Origin of the sequence: Thalassospira marina, assembly GCF_002844375.1 — a bacterium.
GTDB classification, from domain to species: domain Bacteria; phylum Pseudomonadota; class Alphaproteobacteria; order Rhodospirillales; family Thalassospiraceae; genus Thalassospira; species Thalassospira marina.
This window is the reverse complement of the sequence record NZ_CP024199.1, coordinates 2096489-2117524: the sequence shown is the minus strand read 5'-3', so window position 1 is coordinate 2117524 and position 21036 is coordinate 2096489. Positions and strand designations below refer to the sequence as shown.

Here is a 21036-nt window from a genome sequence, read left to right as displayed (position 1 = left end):
AACACTGATTGACGATCGGGGGACGAAAATGAGGCTTGGCTTTGGCAAGGGACACAATGTTGATCCCGCTGGCGTCCTGAACGCCATTGCCAGTGCAGTGGTGGTCGCCGACCGTGATGGTAAAATCCGGTTTGTTAATCAGGCGACGGAACAGCTGTTTAATACAAGTGCAGCAGTGCTTTGCCGCAGCAACTTAAAGGATTTTATTCCGGCTGATAGCCCGGTCTTTTCCCTTGTTGCGCAGGCCATTGATGAAGCAACCCTGGTGGCTGACCATGACCTTTTGATCGAAAGCCCCAAAATCGGTCGCCATGCAGTGAACCTGACGGTTGGTTCCATGCCCGATGAAAACGGGTCTGCGGTTTTAACATTTGAACCACGCTCGATTGCCCAGAAAATCGACAATCAGTTGCTAAGCCGTAATTCGGCCCGTTCAGTAAGCGCAATGGCCGCCATACTGGCCCACGAAATTAAAAACCCGCTTTCAGGTATTCGTGGGGCAGCACAGCTGATCGAACAAACGGCCACTGAAGATGACCGCGTTTTAACCCGTCTGATCTGTGATGAGGCAGACCGGATTGTCAATCTGGTCGACCGGATGGAAATTTTCTCGGACAAACCGCTGGAACGTGGTGCTGTCAATATCCACACGGTGCTTGAACATGTGCGCAGGCTGGCGGAAAACGGGTTTGGTCAGAACCTTCATTTTGAAGAAGTCTATGACCCGTCCTTGCCACCGGTTTATGGTAACCGCGATCAATTGATCCAGGTTTTTTTGAACCTGGTTAAAAATGCAGCCGAAGCCGTGCAAACCGAAGATGGCCAAATTACCATTTCCACCCGTTACCAGCATGGTGTTCGCCTTGCTGTGGCAGGCGGGGACACGCGCGTTCATTTGCCGCTGGTGGTGTCGGTGCGCGATAATGGCCCTGGCATTCCGCCAGATATGCGCGAAAGCCTGTTTGATCCCTTTGTCACGACCAAGCCGACAGGGTCCGGTCTGGGGTTGGCGCTGGTTGCCAAAATCATTGCTGACCATGGTGGCGTGATCGAGGTCAAGGACGTGCCGACCGGCGGGGCGGAATTCCAAATCATGTTGCCGATCTATCATCGGAACCTGGCAGAAGATGTTCAGGCCAATCAGAAAGATAGCTGGATCAAGGAAGAAACACTATGAGCGCGCAACCAGCCCGTATTCTTGTCGCCGATGATGATCGCGCCATTCGAACCGTGTTGACCCAGGCGCTGTCGCGGCAGGGCCATGAAGTGCGCAGCACCGGACATGGCAAAACTCTGTGGGACTGGATCGCGGACGGCGAGGGTGACCTTGTCATCACCGATGTCATGATGCCTGACGAAAACGGGCTTGATATGGTGCCGCGTATTCGCAAACTGCGCCCGGACCTGCGTGTTATTGTCATGAGCGCGCAAAACACCCTGCTAACGGCCGTTAAAGCTGCCCAGCGCGGTGCTTTTGAATATTTGCCAAAACCGTTTGATTTGAACGAGTTGATGGGGATTGTTGATCGTGCGCTTGAGACGCCGGTCAATCAGGAAAATGCCAAGTCCGCCAGCGACGAAGGCGATGATCGCCTACCGCTGATTGGCCGTTCGGCGGCAATGCAGGAAATTTACCGTTCGCTTGCGCGCCTGATGAATACCGATCTGACCGTGATGGTCACCGGCGAAAGCGGCACGGGCAAGGAACTTGTTGCGCGTGCCCTGCATGAATATGGTTCGCGCCGGCATGGCCCGTTTGTAGCCATCAATATGGCCGCCATCCCGCGCGAGCTGATCGAAAGCGAACTGTTCGGTCATGAAAAAGGGGCCTTTACCGGTGCTAACGAACGTAAAGTCGGCCGGTTTGAACAGGCCGAAGGCGGAACGCTGTTTTTGGATGAAATCGGCGACATGCCGCTTGAAGCGCAAACCCGTCTTTTGCGTGTCCTGCAGGAAGGCGAATATACCCGTGTTGGCGGGCGCACCCCCATTCGTGTGAATGTGCGCATTGTTGCGGCCACCCACCGGGACCTGCGCAAACTGATTCGCGAAGGCAGCTTCCGCGAAGACCTGTTTTACCGGTTGAATGTCGTGCCCATCCGTTTGCCAAGCCTGCGCGAACGCCTTGAAGACATTCCCGAACTGGTCAATCATTTCCTGGCACAGGCAAGCGAGCAGGGATTGCCGCGCAAAACCCTGTCATCCGATGCCATGGCGCGCCTGAAAGCGCATCGCTGGCCGGGTAATATTCGCGAGCTTGAAAATATGGTGCGTCGTTTAACCGCACTTTATTCGCAGGACGTAATTGGCGTTGATGTTATTGAAACTGAATTTGCCGAAAACAGCGTTGCCGAGACCGCACCGGTGGGCGAACCGCAATCATTGGCGGAATCGATCGAACGCCATGTGCGCGAATATTACGATGCCCATGATGATGACCTGCCTTCAAGCGGCCTTTATGACCGTATCCTGCGCGAGATGGAACGCCCGCTGTTAACTGTTACCCTTGAGGCAACGCGGGGTAACCAGGTTAAGGCAGCCGAGGTTCTGGGCCTTAACCGCAATACCTTGCGTAAGAAAATCCGCGATCTGGGACTGGAAGTGGTACGGGGCGCAAAATGAGCTTCCCCGCGCGCCAGCGCCGCAAGGCATGGCAGCAATCAGCATTTGTCAAAATGCTGGGCCGTATTGGCCAGTCGCGTAAATTTGCGATTGGGCTGGTTGTTGCGGCCCTGCTTTCTGCGATTGTTACCTATCTTGCCATGACCGGAACGGCACCGTTACGGCCCGATCCGCGCACCATTATCATTCTTTTGAATATCGATCTGGTTTTGCTGCTGGCACTGGCAACGCTGGTGGCACGCAAGCTGGTGCAGATCTGGGTCGAACGCCGCAAAGGCACCGCCGGTGCCAAGCTGCATACACGGCTGGTTCTGATGTTCAGCCTTGTTGCGGTAACGCCAGCCATTATCGTGGCGGTGTTTTCGGCGTTATTTCTGCATTTTGGCATTCAGGGCTGGTTTAGTGATCGCATCCGCACCGCGGTCGAAGAAAGCATGGTCATTGCCCAGGCCTATTTGCAGGAACATCAGGAACTTATCCGTGCCGATGCCCTGGCAACGGCGAGTGATCTTCAACGCCTTGGCGTTTCCTTTGCCACCGATCCCAGCCGCCTTTCACGCATTCTGACCGCGCAGGCCGATGCCCGTGGTCTGCCCGAAGCCCTGATCGTGGATGGCAGCGGCCGGGTAATTGCCCAGTCTGATTACAGCTTTTCCTATGACCCGGAAGGGGCACCTGTCCCGCAGGAAGTATTTGATCGCGCGCGTGTTAATGACGTGGTGCTGATGCTGGGCGATACCGAGGACCGCATTCGCGCCCTTGTGCGCCTTGATAACTTCATCGATGGCTTCTTGCTGGTTGGCCGCTTTGTTGACAGCAACGTGCTTGACCGTATCGAACAGGCCCGGCGTGCCGTAAAGGCATACGAAAACCTTGAAGGCGAACGATCAGGCATTGTCGTTACCTTCGTGATGATTTTCGTGATCATTGCCGTCGTATTGCTGCTTGCAGCTGTGATGCTGGGGTTAACCGTGGCCACACGGCTGGTGGAACCAATTTCGCAGCTGATCAATGGTGCCGAAAAAGTCCGCGATGGGGATTTATCCTTCCGCGTGCCATTGGACGGGCAGGGAGACGAGCTTGAGGCGCTTAGCCGTGCTTTTAACCGTATGACGGCACAGCTTGATACCCAGCGCGCAGAGCTGATTGCTGCGAATCGCCTGAATGATGAACGCCGCCGCTTTACCGAGGCGATCCTGGGCGGCGTAACCGCAGGTGTGATTGGCCTTGATGCCGATTGCCGTATCAATTTGCCTAATCGAAGTGCTTCCGAACTTCTGGGGGTCGATATTGATGAAAAGCTGGGCCACGCGATTTGTGAAGTGGTGCCGGAATTCAGCGTTCTGTTTGACGAGGCCATCAAGGAAGGCGAACGTTCCAAACCCCGCCAGATCGAAATTCGCCGTGATGGCCTGAACCTGATGCTGCTGGCACGGGTAACGGTTGAACGTGCGGGTGACCGGTCCATTTTCGGCTATGTGGTAACGTTTGATGACGTAACCGAACTGCAAAATGCCCAGCGCATGGCTGCCTGGGCTGATGTGGCACGCCGCATCGCGCATGAAATCAAAAATCCGCTAACGCCGATCCAGCTTTCGGCAGAGCGGTTGCGCCGCAAATACCTTAAGGAAATTCAAAGCGATACCGAGGTTTTCAAAACCTGTATTGAAACCATCGTACGGCAGGTTGGTGATATAGGCCGGATGGTGGACGAATTTTCATCCTTTGCCCGTATGCCCAGCCCGAAAATGCGTGGTGAAAACCTGGCTGAGCTGGCGAAAAACGCCCTGTTTTTACAGCAGCAGGCCCATTCATCGATCAAATATGATTTTGTCATCGAAGATGGCGTTAATACCCACATCCAGTGCGATGCCCGGCAGGTTAACCAGTGCCTGATCAACACCCTTAAAAATGCGGCCGAGGCGATTGCCGGGCGCGATAGTGCAAATGGCGATACCGCACCGGGGCATATCGGCATTTATATCCGTCAGCGCAGCGAGCCTGACCAGCGTATTGATATCGTGATCGAGGATAACGGGCGCGGGCTTCCGACCGAGCATCGTGAACGCCTGACGGAACCCTATGTCACCACGCGCAGCAAGGGCACCGGGCTTGGCCTTGCCATTGTTAAGAAAATCATGGAAGACCACGGTGGAGAGCTTATACTCGCCGACAGAGAAGAGACAGGGGCACGGATTACATTGTCTTTTCCGAAGAGTTCGACAAAATTAACTGAAAATTCTTCGGACAATGATAGTGTGCCGCCCTCGGCATGATCATCTTTCATGCCGTCAGATCACTGAATAGAAACACCAAGGTTACTGTCGAAACATGGCGCACGATATATTAATCGTCGACGATGAAGAAGACATCCGGTCGCTCATTGCGGGCATTCTGGAAGATGAAGGCTACACCACCCGTGCCGCGGCTTCGAGCCAGCAGGCCCTGTCCGAGGTTGCCGCACGGCGCCCGACGCTGGTGGTCCTTGATATCTGGATGCAGGAAAGCGAACATGACGGGATTGAAACCTTAAAGCTGATCCAGCGCGAACATCCTGAAGTCCCCGTTGTCATGATTTCGGGTCACGGCAATATCGAAACTGCACTTGAGGCATCACGCAACGGTGCCTATGACTTCATTGAAAAGCCATTCAATACCGACCGTTTGTTGCTGGTTGTTGAACGCGCCATTGAGGATGCGCGCCTGCGCCGTGAAAACCGCGAGCTTACCCTTCGCGCTGGTGGCGATGTTGAAATTGTTGGTAAAACATCATCCATCGTCAATTTGCGCCAGGCGATTGACCGTGTGGCGCGCACTGGCAGCCGCATCCTGATTTCCGGTCCGGCCGGGTCGGGCAAGGAAGTGGTGGCGCGTCTGGTTCATCGTAATTCGGCGCGGGCAAACGGGCCGTTCGTGGTGTTGAACTGCGCCAATATCTCGCCCGAAACCATGGAAGAATCATTGTTTGGTGCGGTTGGCAATGCGTCGCGCGAAGCCCGCACCGGCATGCTTGAAATTGCCCATGGCGGAACACTTCTGCTTGATGAAGTGGCCGACATGCCGCTTGAAACCCAGGGCAAGATTGTCCGTGTCCTGCAGGACCAGACCTTTGTTCGTGTGGGTGGTTCGACCCCGGTCAGCGTTGATGTGCGCGTCATTGCCACCACATCGCGCGACCTTGAAGAAAAAATCGAAGAACAGAAATTCCGCCAGGATCTGTATTACCGCCTGAATGTCGTGCCGCTTGAGGTGCCACCACTGGTATCGCGGCGCGATGACATCCCGGAGCTGGCGGATTACTTCCTGTCACGTTATGCCGATGCCACGGGGTTGCCGCGCCGTAAACTGTCGCCCGAAGCCATTGCCGCCCTGCATGCCTATGACTGGCCGGGCAATGTGCGCCAGCTTAAAAACGTGATTGAACGTCTTATGATCATGGCGCCCGGCGATAGCGGGCAAATGATCAGCGGCAAAATGCTGCCCAGTGAACTTTTTTCCGACATGCCAGAATCGCTGGCATTTGATAAAACCAGCGAAATCATGGCCCTGCCTTTACGTGAAGCCCGCGAACTGTTTGAAAAGGAATATCTGCAAACACAAGTGGACAGATTTGGCGGCAACATCTCGAAGACCGCCAATTTTATCGGAATGGAACGTTCCGCTTTGCACAGAAAGCTCAAAAGCCTGGGGATTTATGGGGACCGTGTCGGCGATTGATGCCGCCGGTTCTTACCCGCAGGGTTTTGATCAGGAGAAAATCTAAATGAAAGTCATCATTTGCGGCGCGGGGCAGGTGGGGTTCCACATTGCCAAATATCTTGCGGCCGAACAAAACGATGTGACAGTGATTGATCAGTCCGAAGAACTGATCCGCAAAATTTCCGATACCCTTGAAGTCAAAGGCATTATCGGCTTTGGTTCGCACCCCGATGTCCTGCAGCAGGCCGGTGCGGACGAGGCCGATATGCTGATTGCCGTGACCTTTGCCGACGAAGTCAATATGACGGCCTGCCAGGTTGCGCATTCCTTGTTTAACGTTCCGACGAAAATCGCCCGTATCCGCAGCCAGACCTACCTGCAGCCGGAATGGGCCGGGTTGTTTGGCCGTGAAAAACTGCCAATCGATGTGGTGATTTCACCGGAAATGGAAGTTGCCCGTGCCGTTGCGCGCCGCCTGCGGGCACCGGGTGCGTTTGATATGATCCCGTTTGCCGATGATATGGTGAAAATTCTGGGTCTGCGCTGTAACGAAGATTGCCCGGTTATCAACACGCCGTTACGCCAGCTTCATCAGCTTTTCCCGGATCTGAATATTTCGATCCTCGGCATGATCCGCAATGACAAGCCGGTTTACCCCAAGGGTGATGACCAGATGCTGGCGGGTGATCTGGTGTATCTGGCTGTTTCGAGTGATCAGGTCGACCGTGCAATGTCGGCCTTTGGTCACGAAGACCCGGAAGCCCGCCGCATTGTTATTTTTGGTGGCGGCAATATTGCCCTGTTTTTGGCCGAGGAAATTAACAATAACTTCCCCGGTGTTACCACACGCCTGATCGAAAGCGACCCGGAACGCGCACGTTTCGTCGCCCAGAAACTGCCAAAGAAAAGCGTGGTTCTGTGCGGGGACGTTCTTGACCCTGAATTGCTTGAAGAAGCCAACGTCGCCAATGCCGAAGCCGTAGTCGCCCTGACGAATGATGACGAAACCAATATTCTGTCATCACTGCTGGCCAAACGATATGGCTGTCCGCGCGCCTTAACGCTGGTGAATAAAAGCACCTATACCTCGCTGGTGTCCGAACTGGGTGTTGATGTGGTTATCAGCCCGCGTATGACAACGGTTTCCACCATTCTGCAACATGTGCGCCGTGGCCGTATCCGTGCTGTTCACAGCCTGTCCGAAGGTTTTGGCGAGGTTCTGGAGGCAGAAGCCCTTGAAACGGCACCGATTGTTGGCAAGGCGATCAAGGATATCGCGATGCCGCCGGGCGTGGTTTTTGGTGCGATCCTGCGCGATGAAAAGGTCGTCATGCCGCGTGCCAATACCGTGATCGAGGCAAATGACCGTATCGTTGTGTTTGCCGGGTCCGAACAGATCAAAAAGGTTGAAAAGATGTTTGCTGTCCGGCTGGAATATTTCTAACCTGCCAGCAGATAGCGTTTTCAAACCAGCTTTTAAAACAACCGCCACCACATTGATTTATCCGGGAATTATTAAATGTCGCGCATTGCCTATGTGAATGGACGCTATGTCCCGCATTCAGAAGCATCCGTTCATGTTGAAGACCGTGGTTTTCAGTTTGCCGATGGCGTTTACGAAGTGGTGGCGGTTTATAAAGGCCAGCTTATTGACGAAAAAGGTCATCTCGACCGCCTTGAACGTTCGCTGTCCGAGCTGCAAATTGCCATGCCCATGGCGCGTGCAGCCCTGGCACAGGTGCTGCGCCGGATGGTGCGGGTTAATCTGGTGCGTGACGGGCTGGTTTATTTTCAGGTGACCCGCGGTGTTGCCCCGCGCGATTTTCCGTTTCCCTATGCCGCAATGCCAACCATTGTGGTCACTGCGCGCAGCAAGGCGTTCCCCGGGCGCGATGTGAAACCGGTAACGGTTATCACGACACCCGATCAGCGCTGGGCGCGGCGCGATATCAAAACTGTCGGCCTGCTGCCAGCTGCCCTTGCCAAACAAAAGGCACGCCAAGCCAAAGCATTTGAAGCATGGCAGGTTGATGCCGATGGTTATGTTACCGAAGGCGCATCCTCGAACGCCTGGATCGTGACCAAGGACAATGTGATTGTGACCCGCCAGGCAGATCACAACATCCTGCGCGGTATCACGCGCATGGCGATCCTGGAATTTGCCCGGGAAAACGGTTTTCGTTTTGAAGAGCGCCCCTTCACCGTTGAAGAAGCCCAAAACGCGCGTGAAGCCTTTGTTTCCAGCGCTTCGACCTTTGTCATGCCGGTTTGGAAAATTGACAATGTTGCGATCAGCAATGGTGAAATGGGCCCGGTCGCCAAAACATTGCGTGATGCCTATTTTGACGCGATGGAACAATTGGCGGATGCCGCCAAAAACGGTGGCTGAACAAATCCGTGCCGGGCAGGGGTGATAGCCCGGTTTCCCCGTCCTGCGATAAACCGTCATTATCGGGCAGGGCAGTGTTTTTCCTTCCAGCAAACTGAAATTATTACAATGTCAAAACCAGAACTTACGCGCCCTGATGCCGTCCTGTTTGATTGGGACAATACCCTTGTTGATAGCTGGGGTCCGATTCTCGTTGCGCTGAATTTGACATTTGATGATTACGGCCTTGAACGCTGGACCATGGAAGAAGCCCATATTCGTGTTGCCCGGTCGCTGCGTGACAGTTTTCCAGCCCTGTTCGGGGATGATTGGGAAAAAGCCAAAGACCGCTTTTACGAACATTTCCACCGGATCCATCTTGAAAAACTGCAGCCCCTCAAAGGCGCGCATGATCTTTTGCTGGCCCTGAAAGAAGCAGGGATTTACACCGCGATTGTCAGCAACAAGCATGGCGATTTTCTCCGGGCCGAGGTCGCCCATCTGGACTGGAGCCATTTTTTTGGCGAACAGGTTGGGGCAACAGATGCACCGCAGGATAAGCCCGCTTTGGACCCGGTTCATATGGCTTTGGGTGAAAATGCTGCAATGCAAGGTGGGACTCTGTGGTTTGTCGGCGATAGCGTCGTTGATATCCAGTGCGCGCGCAATGCTGGCGCCGTTGCCATTATCGTTGGTGACGAGGTCACAGGTGGTGCCGATGCCGCGGAAACGGCTGCTTTTTGCCCTGATTGGCATTTCCCTGATTGCGAAGAGCTTGCAGGGGTTGTAAAACACTTAAGGAAAGCCTTATAGTTTCACCAGGTCATAAGAAGGTGGGACGCGAACCGTAACTTCCACAAGGGGTTATCGGTTCGGTATTTTCCTTGGCCGCCCAAAACCAAAAAAACGCTCATAAAAGAAGGCTAGGTCTAACCAATGGCGGAAAAATCACAAAATGTTCAGGACGTATTCCTGAATTATTGCCGTAAAAACAAAACGCCGGTTACCGTATTTCTGGTCAACGGAGTTAAACTTCAGGGTATCATTACCTGGTTTGACAATTTTTCTGTTTTGCTGCGGCGCGATGCCCACACACAGCTTGTTTACAAACACGCGATTTCGACGGTAATGCCGACGACGCCCATTAAACTGTTTGATCCAAGCCAGCCTGCAACGGACGAAGAAAATAGCTGACGAAACTTTGACATCGGGGGTGGACGATAAAGACGCTCGCCCCCGCGTCTTGGTGATCCACCCGGATCCCAAACGTATGGACGCCGCTTCGGTTTGGCGTGACGCACAGTCGCGTCTGGACGAAGCCGTAAATCTGACAGGTGCGCTTGACTTTGATGTGGCCGGGGCGGAAATCGTCTCGGTGGCAAAGCCACGCCCGGCAACGCTTTTCGGGACAGGAACCGTCGAAAAAATCGGCGACTGGATCCGTGACGAAGAAGCCGATCTGGTTATGGTCAATGGCCAGTTGACACCTATTCAGCAACGTAACCTTGAACGCGCATGGAAGGCCAAGGTCATTGACCGCACCGGCCTGATCCTCGAGATCTTTGCAAACCGTGCGCAAACCCGTGAAGGCAGCCTGCAGGTTCAGCTTGCGCTGCTAAGCTATCAGCGTTCGCGTCTGGTGCGTACATGGACGCACCTTGAACGCCAGCGTGGTGGCCGTGGCTTTTTGGCTGGCCCGGGTGAAAGACAGATCGAAATTGACCGCCGCCTGATCGGTGACAAGCTGGCAAAGCTGCGTCGCGAACTTGAGGAAGTGAAACGGACCCGTGATTTGCACCGCAAGGCACGCCGTCGCGTTCCTTATCCGATTGTCGCCCTGGTTGGTTATACCAATGCCGGGAAATCAACGCTGTTTAACCGGCTGACCCAGTCCGAGGTTTTTGCCGAAGACATGCTGTTTGCCACACTGGACCCCACCATGCGCGGGCTGGAACTTCCCAGCGGCCGCAAGGTGATCCTGTCTGACACGGTGGGTTTCGTTTCCGATCTGCCGCACGACCTTGTTGCCGCCTTCCGTGCAACCCTGGAAGAAGTGCTGGAAGCCGATCTGATTGTGCATGTGCGTGATGCTTCATCACCTGAAACCGATGCGCAAAAGCAGGACGTGCTTGAAGTTCTCAAGGAACTGGGGCTGCAGCAGGTGATTGACGGGGCTGAACTGGTTGAAGCCATGAACAAGGCCGATCTTCTTGATGAAGAAGACCGCCTTGCCGTGCTTGAACAAAGCAGCCGCCAGGACAACACCATCGTCGTTTCGGCCCTGACAGGCGAAAACTGCGATAATCTGTTGCGTCTGGTTGAAAACCGTCTGACGGCTGAAATGCCGGTCTTTCAGGTTCTGGTACCTTATGCCAATGGTAAGGCCCTGGCCGGGCTTTATCAGCAGGGTGAGGTTTTGAACCGCATTGAAGGCAATGACGGTATCAGTATTGAAATCCGCCTTGATGAAACACGTCTCGGTCGGTTCGAGGACTGGTGCCAGAAAAACGGACTGGAACTTTATTCCCTCTAACCCGAAAACAACGCAGGAAAACCGATGTGATGACACCGGATATAGACAAGGTAACAACCATTATCCGTGAAGTCGCCGCCGAGGAAATTGCGCCACGATTCGGACAGCTTGATGCCGGTGATATCGACATCAAAACCCATGCCCAGGATCTGGTAACCATTGCCGATACCGAGGCAGAACGCATCCTGACCCAGCGATTAACGGCACTGCTTCCGGGCAGTGTCGCGCTGGGCGAGGAAGCCGCCCACCATGATGCTGGTTTGCAGGGCCGTGTTTTTGCTGACAATGCCCCAATCTGGATCATTGACCCGGTGGATGGCACGAAAAACTTTGCCCATCAGCGCCAACCGTTTCGATCCATGCTGGCTCTTTATCGCGATGGCGTTACCATCGCCGCCTGGATCGTGGACCCGATCACGGGTGATGTCACCGTTGCGGAAAAGGGCAGTGGCACCTTCCATAATGGAAAACAGGTCACGGTTCGCAGTGATGTTACGTCTGCTGCATCAGCCCGTGGCTTCCTTATTTCCTATGCCCGCGACCGGCTGGTAAAGGCGCACGGGCATCATAATTTTTTTGAAAAACTATCGCACTATTCCTGCTGTGGCGCCGAATATGAGGATATCGCCCAGGGTAATTACGATTTTTGCGCCTATAGGACCCTTAAACCGTGGGATCATGCCCCTGGCACCTTATTGGTCAGCGAGGCTGGCGGTATTGCCCGTTATATTTCGATTGATGGCGTATTTCGTGATTATCAGGCAAATGGTGATGGCCCGGCATTGATCTGCGCATCCTCGGCCGAGCTGTGGGATGAGGTGAATACGTTGCTTTTGCCCGTGTTTGGAAAGAAAGCCAGCTAAGCTATATGTTAGCCGATTTCCGAAACCACCAGTGTTATCCCGGATATCGCCAGCATAATCAGAACCAGCAGATTATAACGATGGTCGTTTAACCGTCGATAAAGCCGGATGCCCGCAAAGGCACCAACAAATGTGCCGGGCAGGGCGATTAACACCAATTGGGAAAACGCAACTGTTATCCCGTCAATTGCTAGATGTGAAATGGCAACACAGGCCAGAATGGTCAAATTGAACATCTGAAAAACGCTGCGCCGTTCATCCTTTTCCCAGCGTTTGAGGGTTACCCATATGGTTGGCAGCGGCCCGGAAAGCCCCGCCAGACCACCCAATATCCCGCCACAAAACCCCACCATGCCTTCGGTCTTTTTGCTGCCCCAACGCATCGCCGGTAGTGACCGGTTGAACATCATGAAAATGGCAAAGGCGATCAAAAACAGCCCCAGGGACAGGCGAAACAGATCCGGCGCCATATGCCCCAAAAGCAGGATACCAACTGGAATACCCAAAACCCCGCCCACCAGCATTGGCAATAACCGGCGGATATTCACCGCATGCCAGATTGCCGGCAATGTTTGCAACTGCCCGGCAACAGAACAAATCGCCACCAGTGGTGCGCCATAAAGCGGATCAATCACATGAAGCCAGATGCCCAGTGCCACAAGGCCCGTACCAAACCCGGCCAAGCCATTTACAAACCCACCAGCGAACGCCCCCAGCAGGACAATGGCGACGTAACTGGCTGTCATTTATAAAAAGGCCTCATCATTTAAATAAAACAATGCATTGTGGTATTTGTTGAAAGTGGAATGTGAAAATTATTCCTGCGGTTTGGTAGTTGTTTTTCGTTCTTCGACCTTGGCTGCATTCCAAAGTGCATCCATTTCCTCAAGGCTGGACTGCCCCGGTGTTTTGCCGCGCCCGGCCAACTCCTTTTCGATGAATTGAAAGCGCCGGGTGAATTTGTGGTTCGCACGGCGCAGGGCAACTTCCGGGTCCACCTGCATTTTGCGGGCAAGATTTGCCATCACAAACAGCATGTCGCCCAATTCATCCTCCAGGCGGTCCTGCACCGGGTTTTCTGTCAGCTCGGCGCGCAATTCACCGATCTCTTCACTCAGCTTGTCAAACACCTGTTCAATATCGGGCCAGTCAAATCCAACACGTGCCGCACGCTTCGTCAGTTTTTCGGCCCGCATCAGCGCTGGCAGGGCGGATGCCACACCATCAAGCGCGCTTGGCGTTTCATTGCCTTTGCGGTCCGCCTTGCGCTGGCGTTCGGCGGCTTTCAGCTTTTCCCAGTTCTGATTAACATGATCGGCGGTTTTGGCATCAATTTCGCCAAACACATGCGGGTGCCGGGCAATCATTTTATCATTGATGCTTTGGGCAACATCGTTGAACGAAAACAGTTTTTGTTCTTCAGCCATTTGCGAATGAAAAACCACCTGCAACAGCAAATCACCCAGTTCTTCACGCAACTCCACCATATCGTTATTGGCAATCGCATCCGCCACTTCATAGGCTTCTTCGATGGTGTAGGGGGCGATGGTGGAAAAATCCTGTTCAATGTCCCACGGGCAGCCATTTTCGGGATCACGCAATTGCTTCATGACCTGCAATAACTGGTCAATGGCAGGGCGGTTGCTGGTGGCTGACATGGGCTGGGCTCCGCTTGGTTCGGGGATGATGCAAAAGAACGGGGTTATTGCTGGTACCGTGATCTTTGACTGACTTCAAGTCACACAAAGGCCAGATACAAAAAAGGCCCGCAAAATCATCTGCGGGCCTTTAAATTCAGCATGATGTGAACAGGGTGTTGGCGTCAGGCCGCAGCCAGTTCACCAACATTGTCGCCATCATCCTTGCTGTTTTTGGTCTTGGTGGCGGTGGCTGATTTTTTGCCTTCCACCAGGCCGCGATGCAGGGCGATGATCGCCTTGTTGAAGTCGCCTTCGGCAACAACAAACTGCAAATCAACACGGCGGCTGGGCGAATGGCTGGCAACCAGTTCAACACCAGCATCATCAAGAATACTGACCGCACGGGCAAACAGGCCCGGCTGGCTGATATTTGCACCAATGACCGATACAATCGCTACCTTGCGGGTTTTAACCGATGCCTCCGGCTGGCGGCTCTCAATTTCTTCCACGCAGCGACGGATCTGCTTAAGCGGTGCCGAAACATAATGCGTAATGGTATTCGCATTCAGGTTCTTGGTAACGGTCGGAACCTTGTAACGTTTCAGAACGCTCAGCACTTCTTCTTCGGCACCCGGTACACCAACCATATCCTGGTTGAACACCTCGATCTCGAACGACGTGCCAATACCGGTAACGATCTCGACGCGGCTTTCATCAGGATGAAAGTCATCGTCAATCACGGTACCCGGATGTTCCGGCTCAAACGTGTTGGCAATGCGCAGCGGAATACCATTCTGGCGCAAGCCTTTGGCAGCACGCGGATGAATGGCCTCCATACCCATATTTGAAAGCTGATCAGCAACGTCATAGCTGGTACGGCCAATCGGGCGCACGGCATCTTCACCAACAATGCGCGGGTCGGCACTGCTCAGGTGGAATTCCTTGTGAATGATGGCTTCATGCGCCCCCGTCAGGCAGGCAATACGCGAAAAGGTCACTTCGCTATAGCCGCGGCCATAAATGCTCATCAAGCCTTCGCTGCACTGGGCATACCCGGTCACGATCGGCATTTGCGATTTGACATCGATATTTTCAAAAACGCTGTTGATGCGTTCATCAAGTGTCGATGCTTCGGGTTCGCGCCAACCAGACAGGTCGGCAAATACCGCATTCACGCCTTTGCCACGCAACAGAAGCATGGTGTTGTGCGCGCTATGGGCTTCGCCGATGGCGCTTAGCATTTCACGCACGGTCAGCAAATGCTTTTCCAGCTTGAAATGGCCAAAGCTGCATAGGCGATGCAAATCCATCAGGCAGCTACGCGTGCCTTCAACGCGTTCCTGGACAAAGGAATTTGCCAGTTTCAGGTCATTCTGATCCTGGAAGATTTCTTCATTCAGGGCGCACATTCGATCGGCGACCTTGTTAAGCGCATCACCCCATGCCCAGTCGGTTTCCGAACCGGCATAAAGTTGATAAACGCCGGCCTCGCCGGTTTTCTTGTTTTCAAGCAGCAGGTCGGTAAATCCGCCATAGGCCGAAACAACGAAAATCCGGTTATAAAGATCGCTCTCGTCGCGATCACCAACCAGAATATTATCCATCACAGCCTGAACCTGCGTCATGGACGTTCCACCGATCTTGTGGACGCTATGTCCGGCATCCGCTTGTTTACGGGCTGAAACCATGGTGCCTCCTTTGGGGGCCGTTTCCTTTAAAGTTTCTCGTCGTGCGGGATGGGGCAGGGATGCAATGTCATTCCTGCCCCATCCAAAAGGCCATTAGCTGGCAAGTGCTTCGCCATCGAGCGGATAAACGCCGTTTTCGTCGTGCGTTTCACGCCCGTTAAGCGGCGGGTTGAATGCGCAGGCAACAACCATGTCTTCCGTGCCGCCCCGCAGATAGTGGCGGTCATGCTTGTTCAGAATGTAAACCGTACCCGGTACGATCTTGTATTTCTTGCCATCTTCAATGGTTTCAACTTCACCATTGCCCGAAATGCAGTAAACCGTTTCAAAATGGTTCGCATAGCAGATTTCGGTTTCCGTACCGGCATAGATGGTGGTGATGTGAAATGAAAAACCCATGCCATCATCGGCCAGCGACAAGCGGGTGCTTTCCCAGTTATCGGCAACAACGCGACGACCGGATTCTTCACATTCTTTCAGGGTACGAACAATCATTTCCAACTCTTTGATCTGTTTAATAAAATAGGGTGGCGCGGGTGACGGCAGGCACCGTCACCCCTTATGTATATTATTCAGCGGCAGCCTTGGCCGTGACGACGTTTTTGCCCATAATCTTGGCGGTAGACACTTCAAGAATATCAAGACCATAAGCCAGATCTTCCATCGAAATGATCAACGGAACCAGGCATTTGACAACTTCATCTTCCGGACCACTGGTTTCAATGATCAGGTTGCGGCCAAAGCATTCGGTCGTCACTTTGTCAGCGATTTCACCGCTTTCAAAGCAGATACCCTGCATCAGGCCACGGCCCTTGCGATAGATGCTGCCATTGTCGCCATAGCGGGTGGCGATTTCCTCAAGGCGCTTGCCAAGGAATTCGGCCTTTTCCTGGACGCTTTTGGCAAAGGCATCATCTGACCAGAAATGTTCCAGCGCTGCGGTTGCCGTAACAAAGGCATGGTTGTTACCGCGGAAGGTGCCGTTATGTTCACCCGGATGCCAAACGTCATATTCCGGCTTGATCAGCACAACAGCAAACGGCAGGCCATAACCCGACAGCGATTTTGACAGCGTCACCATATCCGGCTTGATCCCGGCAGGCTCAAAGCTGAAGAACGTACCGGTACGACCACAACCTGCCTGAATGTCATCAACAATCAGAAGGATGTCATGCTTGCGGCACAGGGCCTCGACCTTTTTCAGCCAGTCAAAATCGGCGGCATTCAGGCCACCTTCACCCTGGACGGTTTCCACAATGATGGCGGCGGGTAGGGCAACACCACTTGAATTGTCGCTTAGCACGCGATCAAGATAGTCGGTGGTATCAACGCCATCGCCCATATACCCGTCAAACGGAACGGAAACGGCATTATCAAGCGATACGCCAGCTGCGCCACGATGATGTTCATTCCCGGTAATCGCAAGCGAACCCAAGGTTACACCATGGAAGCCATTGGTGAAGGAAATGATGTTTTCACGGCCTTTCACACGGCGCGCCAGCTTAAGGGCAGCTTCAACCGCATTGGTGCCGGTCGGGCCGGTAAACTGGATTTTATATTCCATATTACGCGGCTTGAAGATTTTGCTCTCCATCGCGTTCAGGAATTCTTCCTTGGCGCAGCTATGCATGTCCAGGCCATGCGTGATCCCGTTTGCCTTGATATAGTCAACCAGGCGTTCCTGCAGGATCGGGTTGTTATGGCCATAATTCAGGCTGCCGGCACCGGCCAGAAAGTCCAGATAGCGTTTTCCATCCGTATCGGTCAGCCAGGCGCCTTCTGCTTTTTTGAAGGTCACAGGGAAGGAGCGGGCATAGCTCTGAACTTCCGATTCAAGGCGATCAAATACAGTCATAATTCTCTCTTTCATTTGGGGAGAAAATAAAAATTCCGTCTGTCAAATCAAACGCCGAAGGTCCGGTTTTGTTCCGGAATTTCGGCGTTTTTTCACAGGTCATTGAAGGTGAAATTCAGGCGGCAACGCGTTCAACATCGACACGTTCAAACGGGCCGATCTGCCAGAGGATTTCGCTGGCTGCTGCGCCATCAAAATGCTTTTCACGTTCAAACAGAACCTTGCGGTTAACATCGGTTTCCAGCTCGCGCGCAACAGAGCGGAACACACCCTGCGACGGGGCATTGGACGTAGTAATCGTCGTGTGAAGCTCGGTCACATCATGGCACACCGGACGATCAAGAATATCGAGGATCATCCGCTTGCCAAGTTTCAGGCCGCGCGCCTTGGGCGATACAGCCACCTGCCAGATGAAAAGGCGTTCCGGCGTTTCAGGCACAAGATAGCCTGAAACAAACCCGACAACTTCACCATCGAGTTCAGCAAGGGCGCAGGTCGGTGCAAAATGCGAGCATTGAAGCAGGTTGCAGTAAACAGAGTTCTCATCAAGCGGCTTGCAATCTGCAATCAATTCGTTCACCGCGGCCCCGTCTGTGGACTTTGGTTTACGAATTACCAGGTTGGCTTTGCGGTTTAACTTGCCGTCGCTTGTGGCAACTTTCATCGTTCTATCTGCCTAATTGTTTCGTCAATCGATCTAGATGAATGAGAAGAAACATAGATTATCGATATATTTTAATCAACAGCCTCCTGCGAATTTCTGCGCTGTTATTGATCAATATATTGAAAATTAACGATAAATATATTTATTCCGCATCCTGGAACAAATTGAATTTCAAAATTTTCGACTGTCATAAAAGTATAGTATTCGATATAAATTCTCATGTATTTCCGATGGGTTTTGCCAAATTCCGTTGTGTTTCAGTGCCTTGGGCCGTATAAGTAAAACAGGTACAACGTCTTTTTCGGACGCGCATATGGACAAGTTGCACGACGCCCTGATTTCAATTCGCCGCATCCTTCGCGCCAGCGACATTCACGCCAAGCGCCTGGGTAAACTTGCCGGTCTGAAAACATCGCAATTACTGGTGTTGCAGTCCCTTGATGATTCCGGTGAAATGACGGTGGGTGAAATTGCCGCCAAGGTAAATCTGGCCCAGGCATCAACCACGGCGCTTGTCGATAAATTGCAGTCCATGGGGCTGGTGCAGCGGGCACGCGGCCATTCGGACAAGCGCAAAGTCTATGTCCGGCTGACGGATGCGGCACACGATGTTCTTGCCCGCGCGCCCATGGCCCTGCATGACCGGTTTTCCGAAAAGTTCAACGACCTTGAGGAATGGGAACAAAGTTTCCTTGTTGCCGCCCTTCAGCGTGTTTCAACCATGATGGATGCCGGCGATATCGATGTTGCACCATTGCTTGATCATGAAGTGATTGTTGAAAAACCGGCTGATGGCGGTCGTAACGCCTGACCGTTTGGTATTTCAATCACGCGTGGCGTTGTTATGGGCTGCGTCAGCATTTTCCGTATGATTTATGGCGCAACCGCAGCAGGTTAGGGGGGGTGCATAAAAATTCACCTCATCTAATGTTTGCCTATTGTAATTGCGAAAAGACACCAAAGATTGAATTAATGGTGAATTGTAACCACCATTAATTCAGGCCGATCTTTGGGGGATCACGTGATGGAATTATCCCTGCGTGGAAAGATTTTGTGCGTTGTTGGTGTGTTGGGGGCCGGGCTGATTGCCAAGTCTCTGTGGGATGCAGCTACAAGCTGGGCGATCTATCAGGAAACAGAACGTGCAGCGACGATTAACCAGGCCGCAGACGATTTTATTCGCGCGGCCGGGTCCTGGGCCGTTGAACGCGGCATGACGGCCGGCATTATCGGGGCTAAAAGCAAGGCCACGGCTGATGCAGTTAAAGCCATCCAGGAAAAACGTAAATTGGGTAATGACAGCGCGCAATCCGCCCTTGCATTGCTGCCTGGTGACGGCCTTGACCTGACGCGATATGACAAGGCGATGGGCATTGTCGAATATTTGCGCGCCGACGCCGATAAAATGTTTGCAACCAATACCTTGCCCGCCAATGGTGAACTTGCTGCGCGCTGGTTTGGGGCGACGACCGATTTGATCATGGCATCGGCCGTTTTGCGTAACGAGGCAGAATTGAACCTGCTATCGGATCTGCCACGTGAAATCATCCAGTCGGTACAGCTTCGTGACCGGCTTTGGAAATGGGCTGAATTCGCCGGTCGGGAACGCGGTTATTTTGCGGGTATTATTGGTGGTGGCGGAAAATTATCAGGCGAGCAGATATCCAACCTTGGCGAATTTCACGGTACGATCGAGGCTACACAGGCAGAAATTTCTTTTCTTCGTAAAGGTTTACCGTCCGATATCAATGCTGTGGTCTCAACAGCGCTAAAAGGTTACACCGATGATTTCAACCCCATGCGTGAAAAGATCATGGCTGCCGGGGTTGCGGGTAACGCCTATCCCATGTCATCGTCGGACTGGTTTGCAGCCGCCAGTTCCAATATTGATCTGGCTTTAAGGGCAGGGGCCGCCATGGCCGCCCTGATTGATCAGGATATCAAATCCTATCAAAGTCGCGTGCTCGAAGAATTCATCGCTTCTTTAACCATAACCATTCTGGCGGTTATTGCGCTGACCATTGGCTGGTGGTTTACCACATTTCGTCTTGCCAAACCGTTTGAGGAAATGGTCGAAGCCCTTGATCATCTTGCCATGGGTCAGGTTAATGTGAAGGTCAAGGCGCGCACTGGCAGCGATGAAATCGCCCGATTGTCTCGCTGTGTTGCCAAGTTTTGCGGCTACGCTGTTGAAAATGAACGTTATAAGGCCGAACAGGAAGCTTTCAAACGTGATGTTGAACGCCAGCAACGCCAGATATTGCTAAAGGTTGCTGACCAGTTTGAAACCGAAGTTGGTGCATTAAGTGAAAAGCTTAACCGCACTGCTGAGCAGCTTGCTTCCCAGGCCAAAAGCGTTATCCAGACATCGGAAAACGCCGCCCAGCAGGGCTTGACGGTTAGCAGCGGGGTAGGGTCAACCGACGAGGATGTGCGGGTGGCCGCCGAAAATGCCAGCCGGCTTGACCATGCTATTGCCGAAGTCGCCGATAAAGTCGGCGCAGTTGCCGAAAAATCCACATCTGCCGCCAGCAGTGCCAATGAAGCCGCCAACAAGGTTGAACAGCTTAATACGACATCTGCGGCCATTCGCGATGTTGTGCGGCTTATTTCTGACATTGCCGAACAGACAAACCTTCTGGCCCTTAATGCCACAATCGAGGCCGCACGTGCCGGTGAAGCAGGCAAAGGTTTTGCCGTTGTGGCAAACGAGGTCAAGGTTCTGGCAAATCAAACTCAAAAAGCAACCAGTGATATAAGCCAGCGTATTAATGCGATGCTTGAAGAAATTTCAGAATCAGCCGAGGCCGTACGCGGCATCGTGACCGAGGTCGTCACGGTTCAGGATACGGTGCAATCCATTGCTGTTGCGACGGAAGAACAAAGCTCGGTCGCCAATGAAATTTCGGCGGCGATGAATGGCACGTCACATCGCATGAAAGAACTGAAATCAATTGTCGAACAAATGTCAGAACTTGCGACAAGCACAGGCAAGCTGGTTACGAACCTTTCGGCATCCGCCGATATCGTGGCATCCGATGCGACCGGCCTTAAAAATGAAAGCGGGCGCTTTTTAAAGGAGATCCGACAGTAAGTGTTTGCTG

The 21036-nt window shown here is 53.1% G+C and carries 18 protein-coding genes; 12 read left to right on the top strand and 6 right to left on the bottom strand.

The genetic code is table 11. The features are described 5' to 3' along the window. The first annotated feature begins 28 nt into the window (after positions 1 to 28). The 10 genes from CSC3H3_RS09645 to CSC3H3_RS09600 all read left to right on the top strand — a co-directional run bounded on the left by CSC3H3_RS09645 (position 29) and on the right by CSC3H3_RS09600 (position 12085). Positions 29 to 1177 carry a two-component system sensor histidine kinase NtrB gene (locus CSC3H3_RS09645; RefSeq protein ID WP_101269780.1) on the top strand — a complete coding sequence of 383 codons (1149 nt, stop codon included), beginning with the start codon at positions 29 to 31 and terminating at the stop codon, positions 1175 to 1177. Further along, entirely contained in the window at positions 1174 to 2622 is a 1449-nt protein-coding gene (gene ntrC, locus CSC3H3_RS09640) for a nitrogen regulation protein NR(I) (RefSeq protein WP_101269782.1), read from the top strand. Before CSC3H3_RS09645 ends, ntrC begins: the two co-directional genes overlap by 4 nt. Beyond that, complete coding sequence (locus CSC3H3_RS09635; RefSeq protein ID WP_101284695.1) at positions 2619 to 4898, top strand: sensor histidine kinase NtrY-like; 2280 nt, start codon at positions 2619 to 2621, stop codon at positions 4896 to 4898. The genes ntrC and CSC3H3_RS09635 overlap by 4 nt, the downstream gene beginning before the upstream one ends. A gap of 55 nt (positions 4899 to 4953) precedes the next feature. After that, complete coding sequence (gene ntrX, locus CSC3H3_RS09630) at positions 4954 to 6339, top strand: nitrogen assimilation response regulator NtrX (RefSeq protein ID WP_101269786.1); 1386 nt, start codon at positions 4954 to 4956, stop codon at positions 6337 to 6339. 46 nt (positions 6340 to 6385) lie between these two features. After that, the gene (gene trkA, locus CSC3H3_RS09625; RefSeq protein ID WP_101284694.1) at positions 6386 to 7765 is read left to right on the top strand and encodes a Trk system potassium transporter TrkA; all 1380 of its coding nucleotides are present in this window, start codon (positions 6386 to 6388) and stop codon (positions 7763 to 7765) included. Between the two features lie 75 nt (positions 7766 to 7840). Next, a complete protein-coding gene (locus CSC3H3_RS09620) occupies positions 7841 to 8710 on the top strand; it encodes a D-amino-acid transaminase (protein ID WP_101269790.1) in 870 nt (289 codons plus the stop codon). Positions 8711 to 8818: 108 nt separating this feature from the next. Further along, positions 8819 to 9502: an HAD family hydrolase gene (locus CSC3H3_RS09615; RefSeq protein WP_101284693.1), complete on the top strand. Its 684-nt coding sequence runs from the start codon at positions 8819 to 8821 to the stop codon at positions 9500 to 9502. A 123-nt stretch (positions 9503 to 9625) separates the two neighbouring features. Further along, the gene (hfq, locus tag CSC3H3_RS09610; RefSeq protein WP_007089557.1) at positions 9626 to 9883 is read left to right on the top strand and encodes an RNA chaperone Hfq; all 258 of its coding nucleotides are present in this window, start codon (positions 9626 to 9628) and stop codon (positions 9881 to 9883) included. A gap of 76 nt (positions 9884 to 9959) precedes the next feature. Further along, positions 9960 to 11222 (top strand): GTPase HflX, encoded by a 1263-nt coding sequence (gene hflX, locus CSC3H3_RS09605; protein WP_101284692.1) that lies wholly within the window; start codon positions 9960 to 9962, stop codon positions 11220 to 11222. A gap of 29 nt (positions 11223 to 11251) precedes the next feature. Next, a complete protein-coding gene (locus tag CSC3H3_RS09600) occupies positions 11252 to 12085 on the top strand; it encodes an inositol monophosphatase family protein (RefSeq protein WP_245881358.1) in 834 nt (277 codons plus the stop codon). A gap of 8 nt (positions 12086 to 12093) precedes the next feature. Here the strand turns inward: CSC3H3_RS09600 and CSC3H3_RS09595 are convergent, their stop codons facing one another. The 6 genes from CSC3H3_RS09595 to ectA form a co-directional block, all read right to left on the bottom strand. After that, positions 12094 to 12831, bottom strand: coding sequence for a sulfite exporter TauE/SafE family protein (locus tag CSC3H3_RS09595; RefSeq protein WP_101284691.1), 738 nt, complete (start codon positions 12829 to 12831; stop codon positions 12094 to 12096). Positions 12832 to 12900: 69 nt separating this feature from the next. Then, positions 12901 to 13743: a nucleoside triphosphate pyrophosphohydrolase gene (mazG, locus tag CSC3H3_RS09590; protein ID WP_101284690.1), complete on the bottom strand. Its 843-nt coding sequence runs from the start codon at positions 13741 to 13743 to the stop codon at positions 12901 to 12903. A 164-nt stretch (positions 13744 to 13907) separates the two neighbouring features. Further along, positions 13908 to 15413: an aspartate kinase gene (locus CSC3H3_RS09585; protein ID WP_101284689.1), complete on the bottom strand. Its 1506-nt coding sequence runs from the start codon at positions 15411 to 15413 to the stop codon at positions 13908 to 13910. 93 nt (positions 15414 to 15506) lie between these two features. Then, on the bottom strand, positions 15507 to 15908 hold the full coding sequence (locus CSC3H3_RS09580) for an ectoine synthase (RefSeq protein ID WP_101269801.1): 402 nt from the start codon (positions 15906 to 15908) through the stop codon (positions 15507 to 15509). Positions 15909 to 15981: 73 nt separating this feature from the next. After that, positions 15982 to 17268, bottom strand: a complete 1287-nt coding sequence (gene ectB, locus CSC3H3_RS09575; protein ID WP_101284688.1) for a diaminobutyrate--2-oxoglutarate transaminase — start codon at positions 17266 to 17268, stop codon at positions 15982 to 15984. A gap of 115 nt (positions 17269 to 17383) precedes the next feature. Continuing rightward, the gene (gene ectA / locus CSC3H3_RS09570) at positions 17384 to 17932 is read right to left on the bottom strand and encodes a diaminobutyrate acetyltransferase (protein WP_101269805.1); all 549 of its coding nucleotides are present in this window, start codon (positions 17930 to 17932) and stop codon (positions 17384 to 17386) included. Between the two features lie 313 nt (positions 17933 to 18245). Here ectA and CSC3H3_RS09565 point away from each other — a divergent pair, with 313 nt between their 5' ends. Next, positions 18246 to 18743 (top strand): MarR family winged helix-turn-helix transcriptional regulator, encoded by a 498-nt coding sequence (locus tag CSC3H3_RS09565; protein WP_101269807.1) that lies wholly within the window; start codon positions 18246 to 18248, stop codon positions 18741 to 18743. Positions 18744 to 18956: 213 nt separating this feature from the next. Continuing rightward, positions 18957 to 21026: a methyl-accepting chemotaxis protein gene (locus CSC3H3_RS09560; protein ID WP_101284687.1), complete on the top strand. Its 2070-nt coding sequence runs from the start codon at positions 18957 to 18959 to the stop codon at positions 21024 to 21026. Positions 21027 to 21036: the final 10 nt, after the last annotated feature.

Bases quoted from the DNA above. Each gene is read 5' to 3' on its own strand.
- CSC3H3_RS09645 (WP_101269780.1), top strand. From the start codon at position 29: ATGAGGCTTGGCTTTGGCAAGGGACACAATGTTGATCCCGCTGGCGTC.
- ntrC (WP_101269782.1), top strand. From the start codon at position 1,174: ATGAGCGCGCAACCAGCCCGTATTCTTGTCGCCGATGATGATCGCGCC.
- CSC3H3_RS09635 (WP_101284695.1), top strand. From the start codon at position 2,619: ATGAGCTTCCCCGCGCGCCAGCGCCGCAAGGCATGGCAGCAATCAGCA.
- ntrX (WP_101269786.1), top strand. From the start codon at position 4,954: ATGGCGCACGATATATTAATCGTCGACGATGAAGAAGACATCCGGTCG.
- trkA (WP_101284694.1), top strand. From the start codon at position 6,386: ATGAAAGTCATCATTTGCGGCGCGGGGCAGGTGGGGTTCCACATTGCC.
- CSC3H3_RS09620 (WP_101269790.1), top strand. From the start codon at position 7,841: ATGTCGCGCATTGCCTATGTGAATGGACGCTATGTCCCGCATTCAGAA.
- CSC3H3_RS09615 (WP_101284693.1), top strand. From the start codon at position 8,819: ATGTCAAAACCAGAACTTACGCGCCCTGATGCCGTCCTGTTTGATTGG.
- hfq (WP_007089557.1), top strand. From the start codon at position 9,626: ATGGCGGAAAAATCACAAAATGTTCAGGACGTATTCCTGAATTATTGC.
- hflX (WP_101284692.1), top strand. From the start codon at position 9,960: ATGGACGCCGCTTCGGTTTGGCGTGACGCACAGTCGCGTCTGGACGAA.
- CSC3H3_RS09600 (WP_245881358.1), top strand. From the start codon at position 11,252: ATGACACCGGATATAGACAAGGTAACAACCATTATCCGTGAAGTCGCC.
- CSC3H3_RS09595 (WP_101284691.1), bottom strand. From the start codon at position 12,831: ATGACAGCCAGTTACGTCGCCATTGTCCTGCTGGGGGCGTTCGCTGGT.
- mazG (WP_101284690.1), bottom strand. From the start codon at position 13,743: ATGTCAGCCACCAGCAACCGCCCTGCCATTGACCAGTTATTGCAGGTC.
- CSC3H3_RS09585 (WP_101284689.1), bottom strand. From the start codon at position 15,413: ATGGTTTCAGCCCGTAAACAAGCGGATGCCGGACATAGCGTCCACAAG.
- CSC3H3_RS09580 (WP_101269801.1), bottom strand. From the start codon at position 15,908: ATGATTGTTCGTACCCTGAAAGAATGTGAAGAATCCGGTCGTCGCGTT.
- ectB (WP_101284688.1), bottom strand. From the start codon at position 17,268: ATGACTGTATTTGATCGCCTTGAATCGGAAGTTCAGAGCTATGCCCGC.
- ectA (WP_101269805.1), bottom strand. From the start codon at position 17,932: ATGAAAGTTGCCACAAGCGACGGCAAGTTAAACCGCAAAGCCAACCTG.
- CSC3H3_RS09565 (WP_101269807.1), top strand. From the start codon at position 18,246: ATGGACAAGTTGCACGACGCCCTGATTTCAATTCGCCGCATCCTTCGC.
- CSC3H3_RS09560 (WP_101284687.1), top strand. From the start codon at position 18,957: ATGGAATTATCCCTGCGTGGAAAGATTTTGTGCGTTGTTGGTGTGTTG.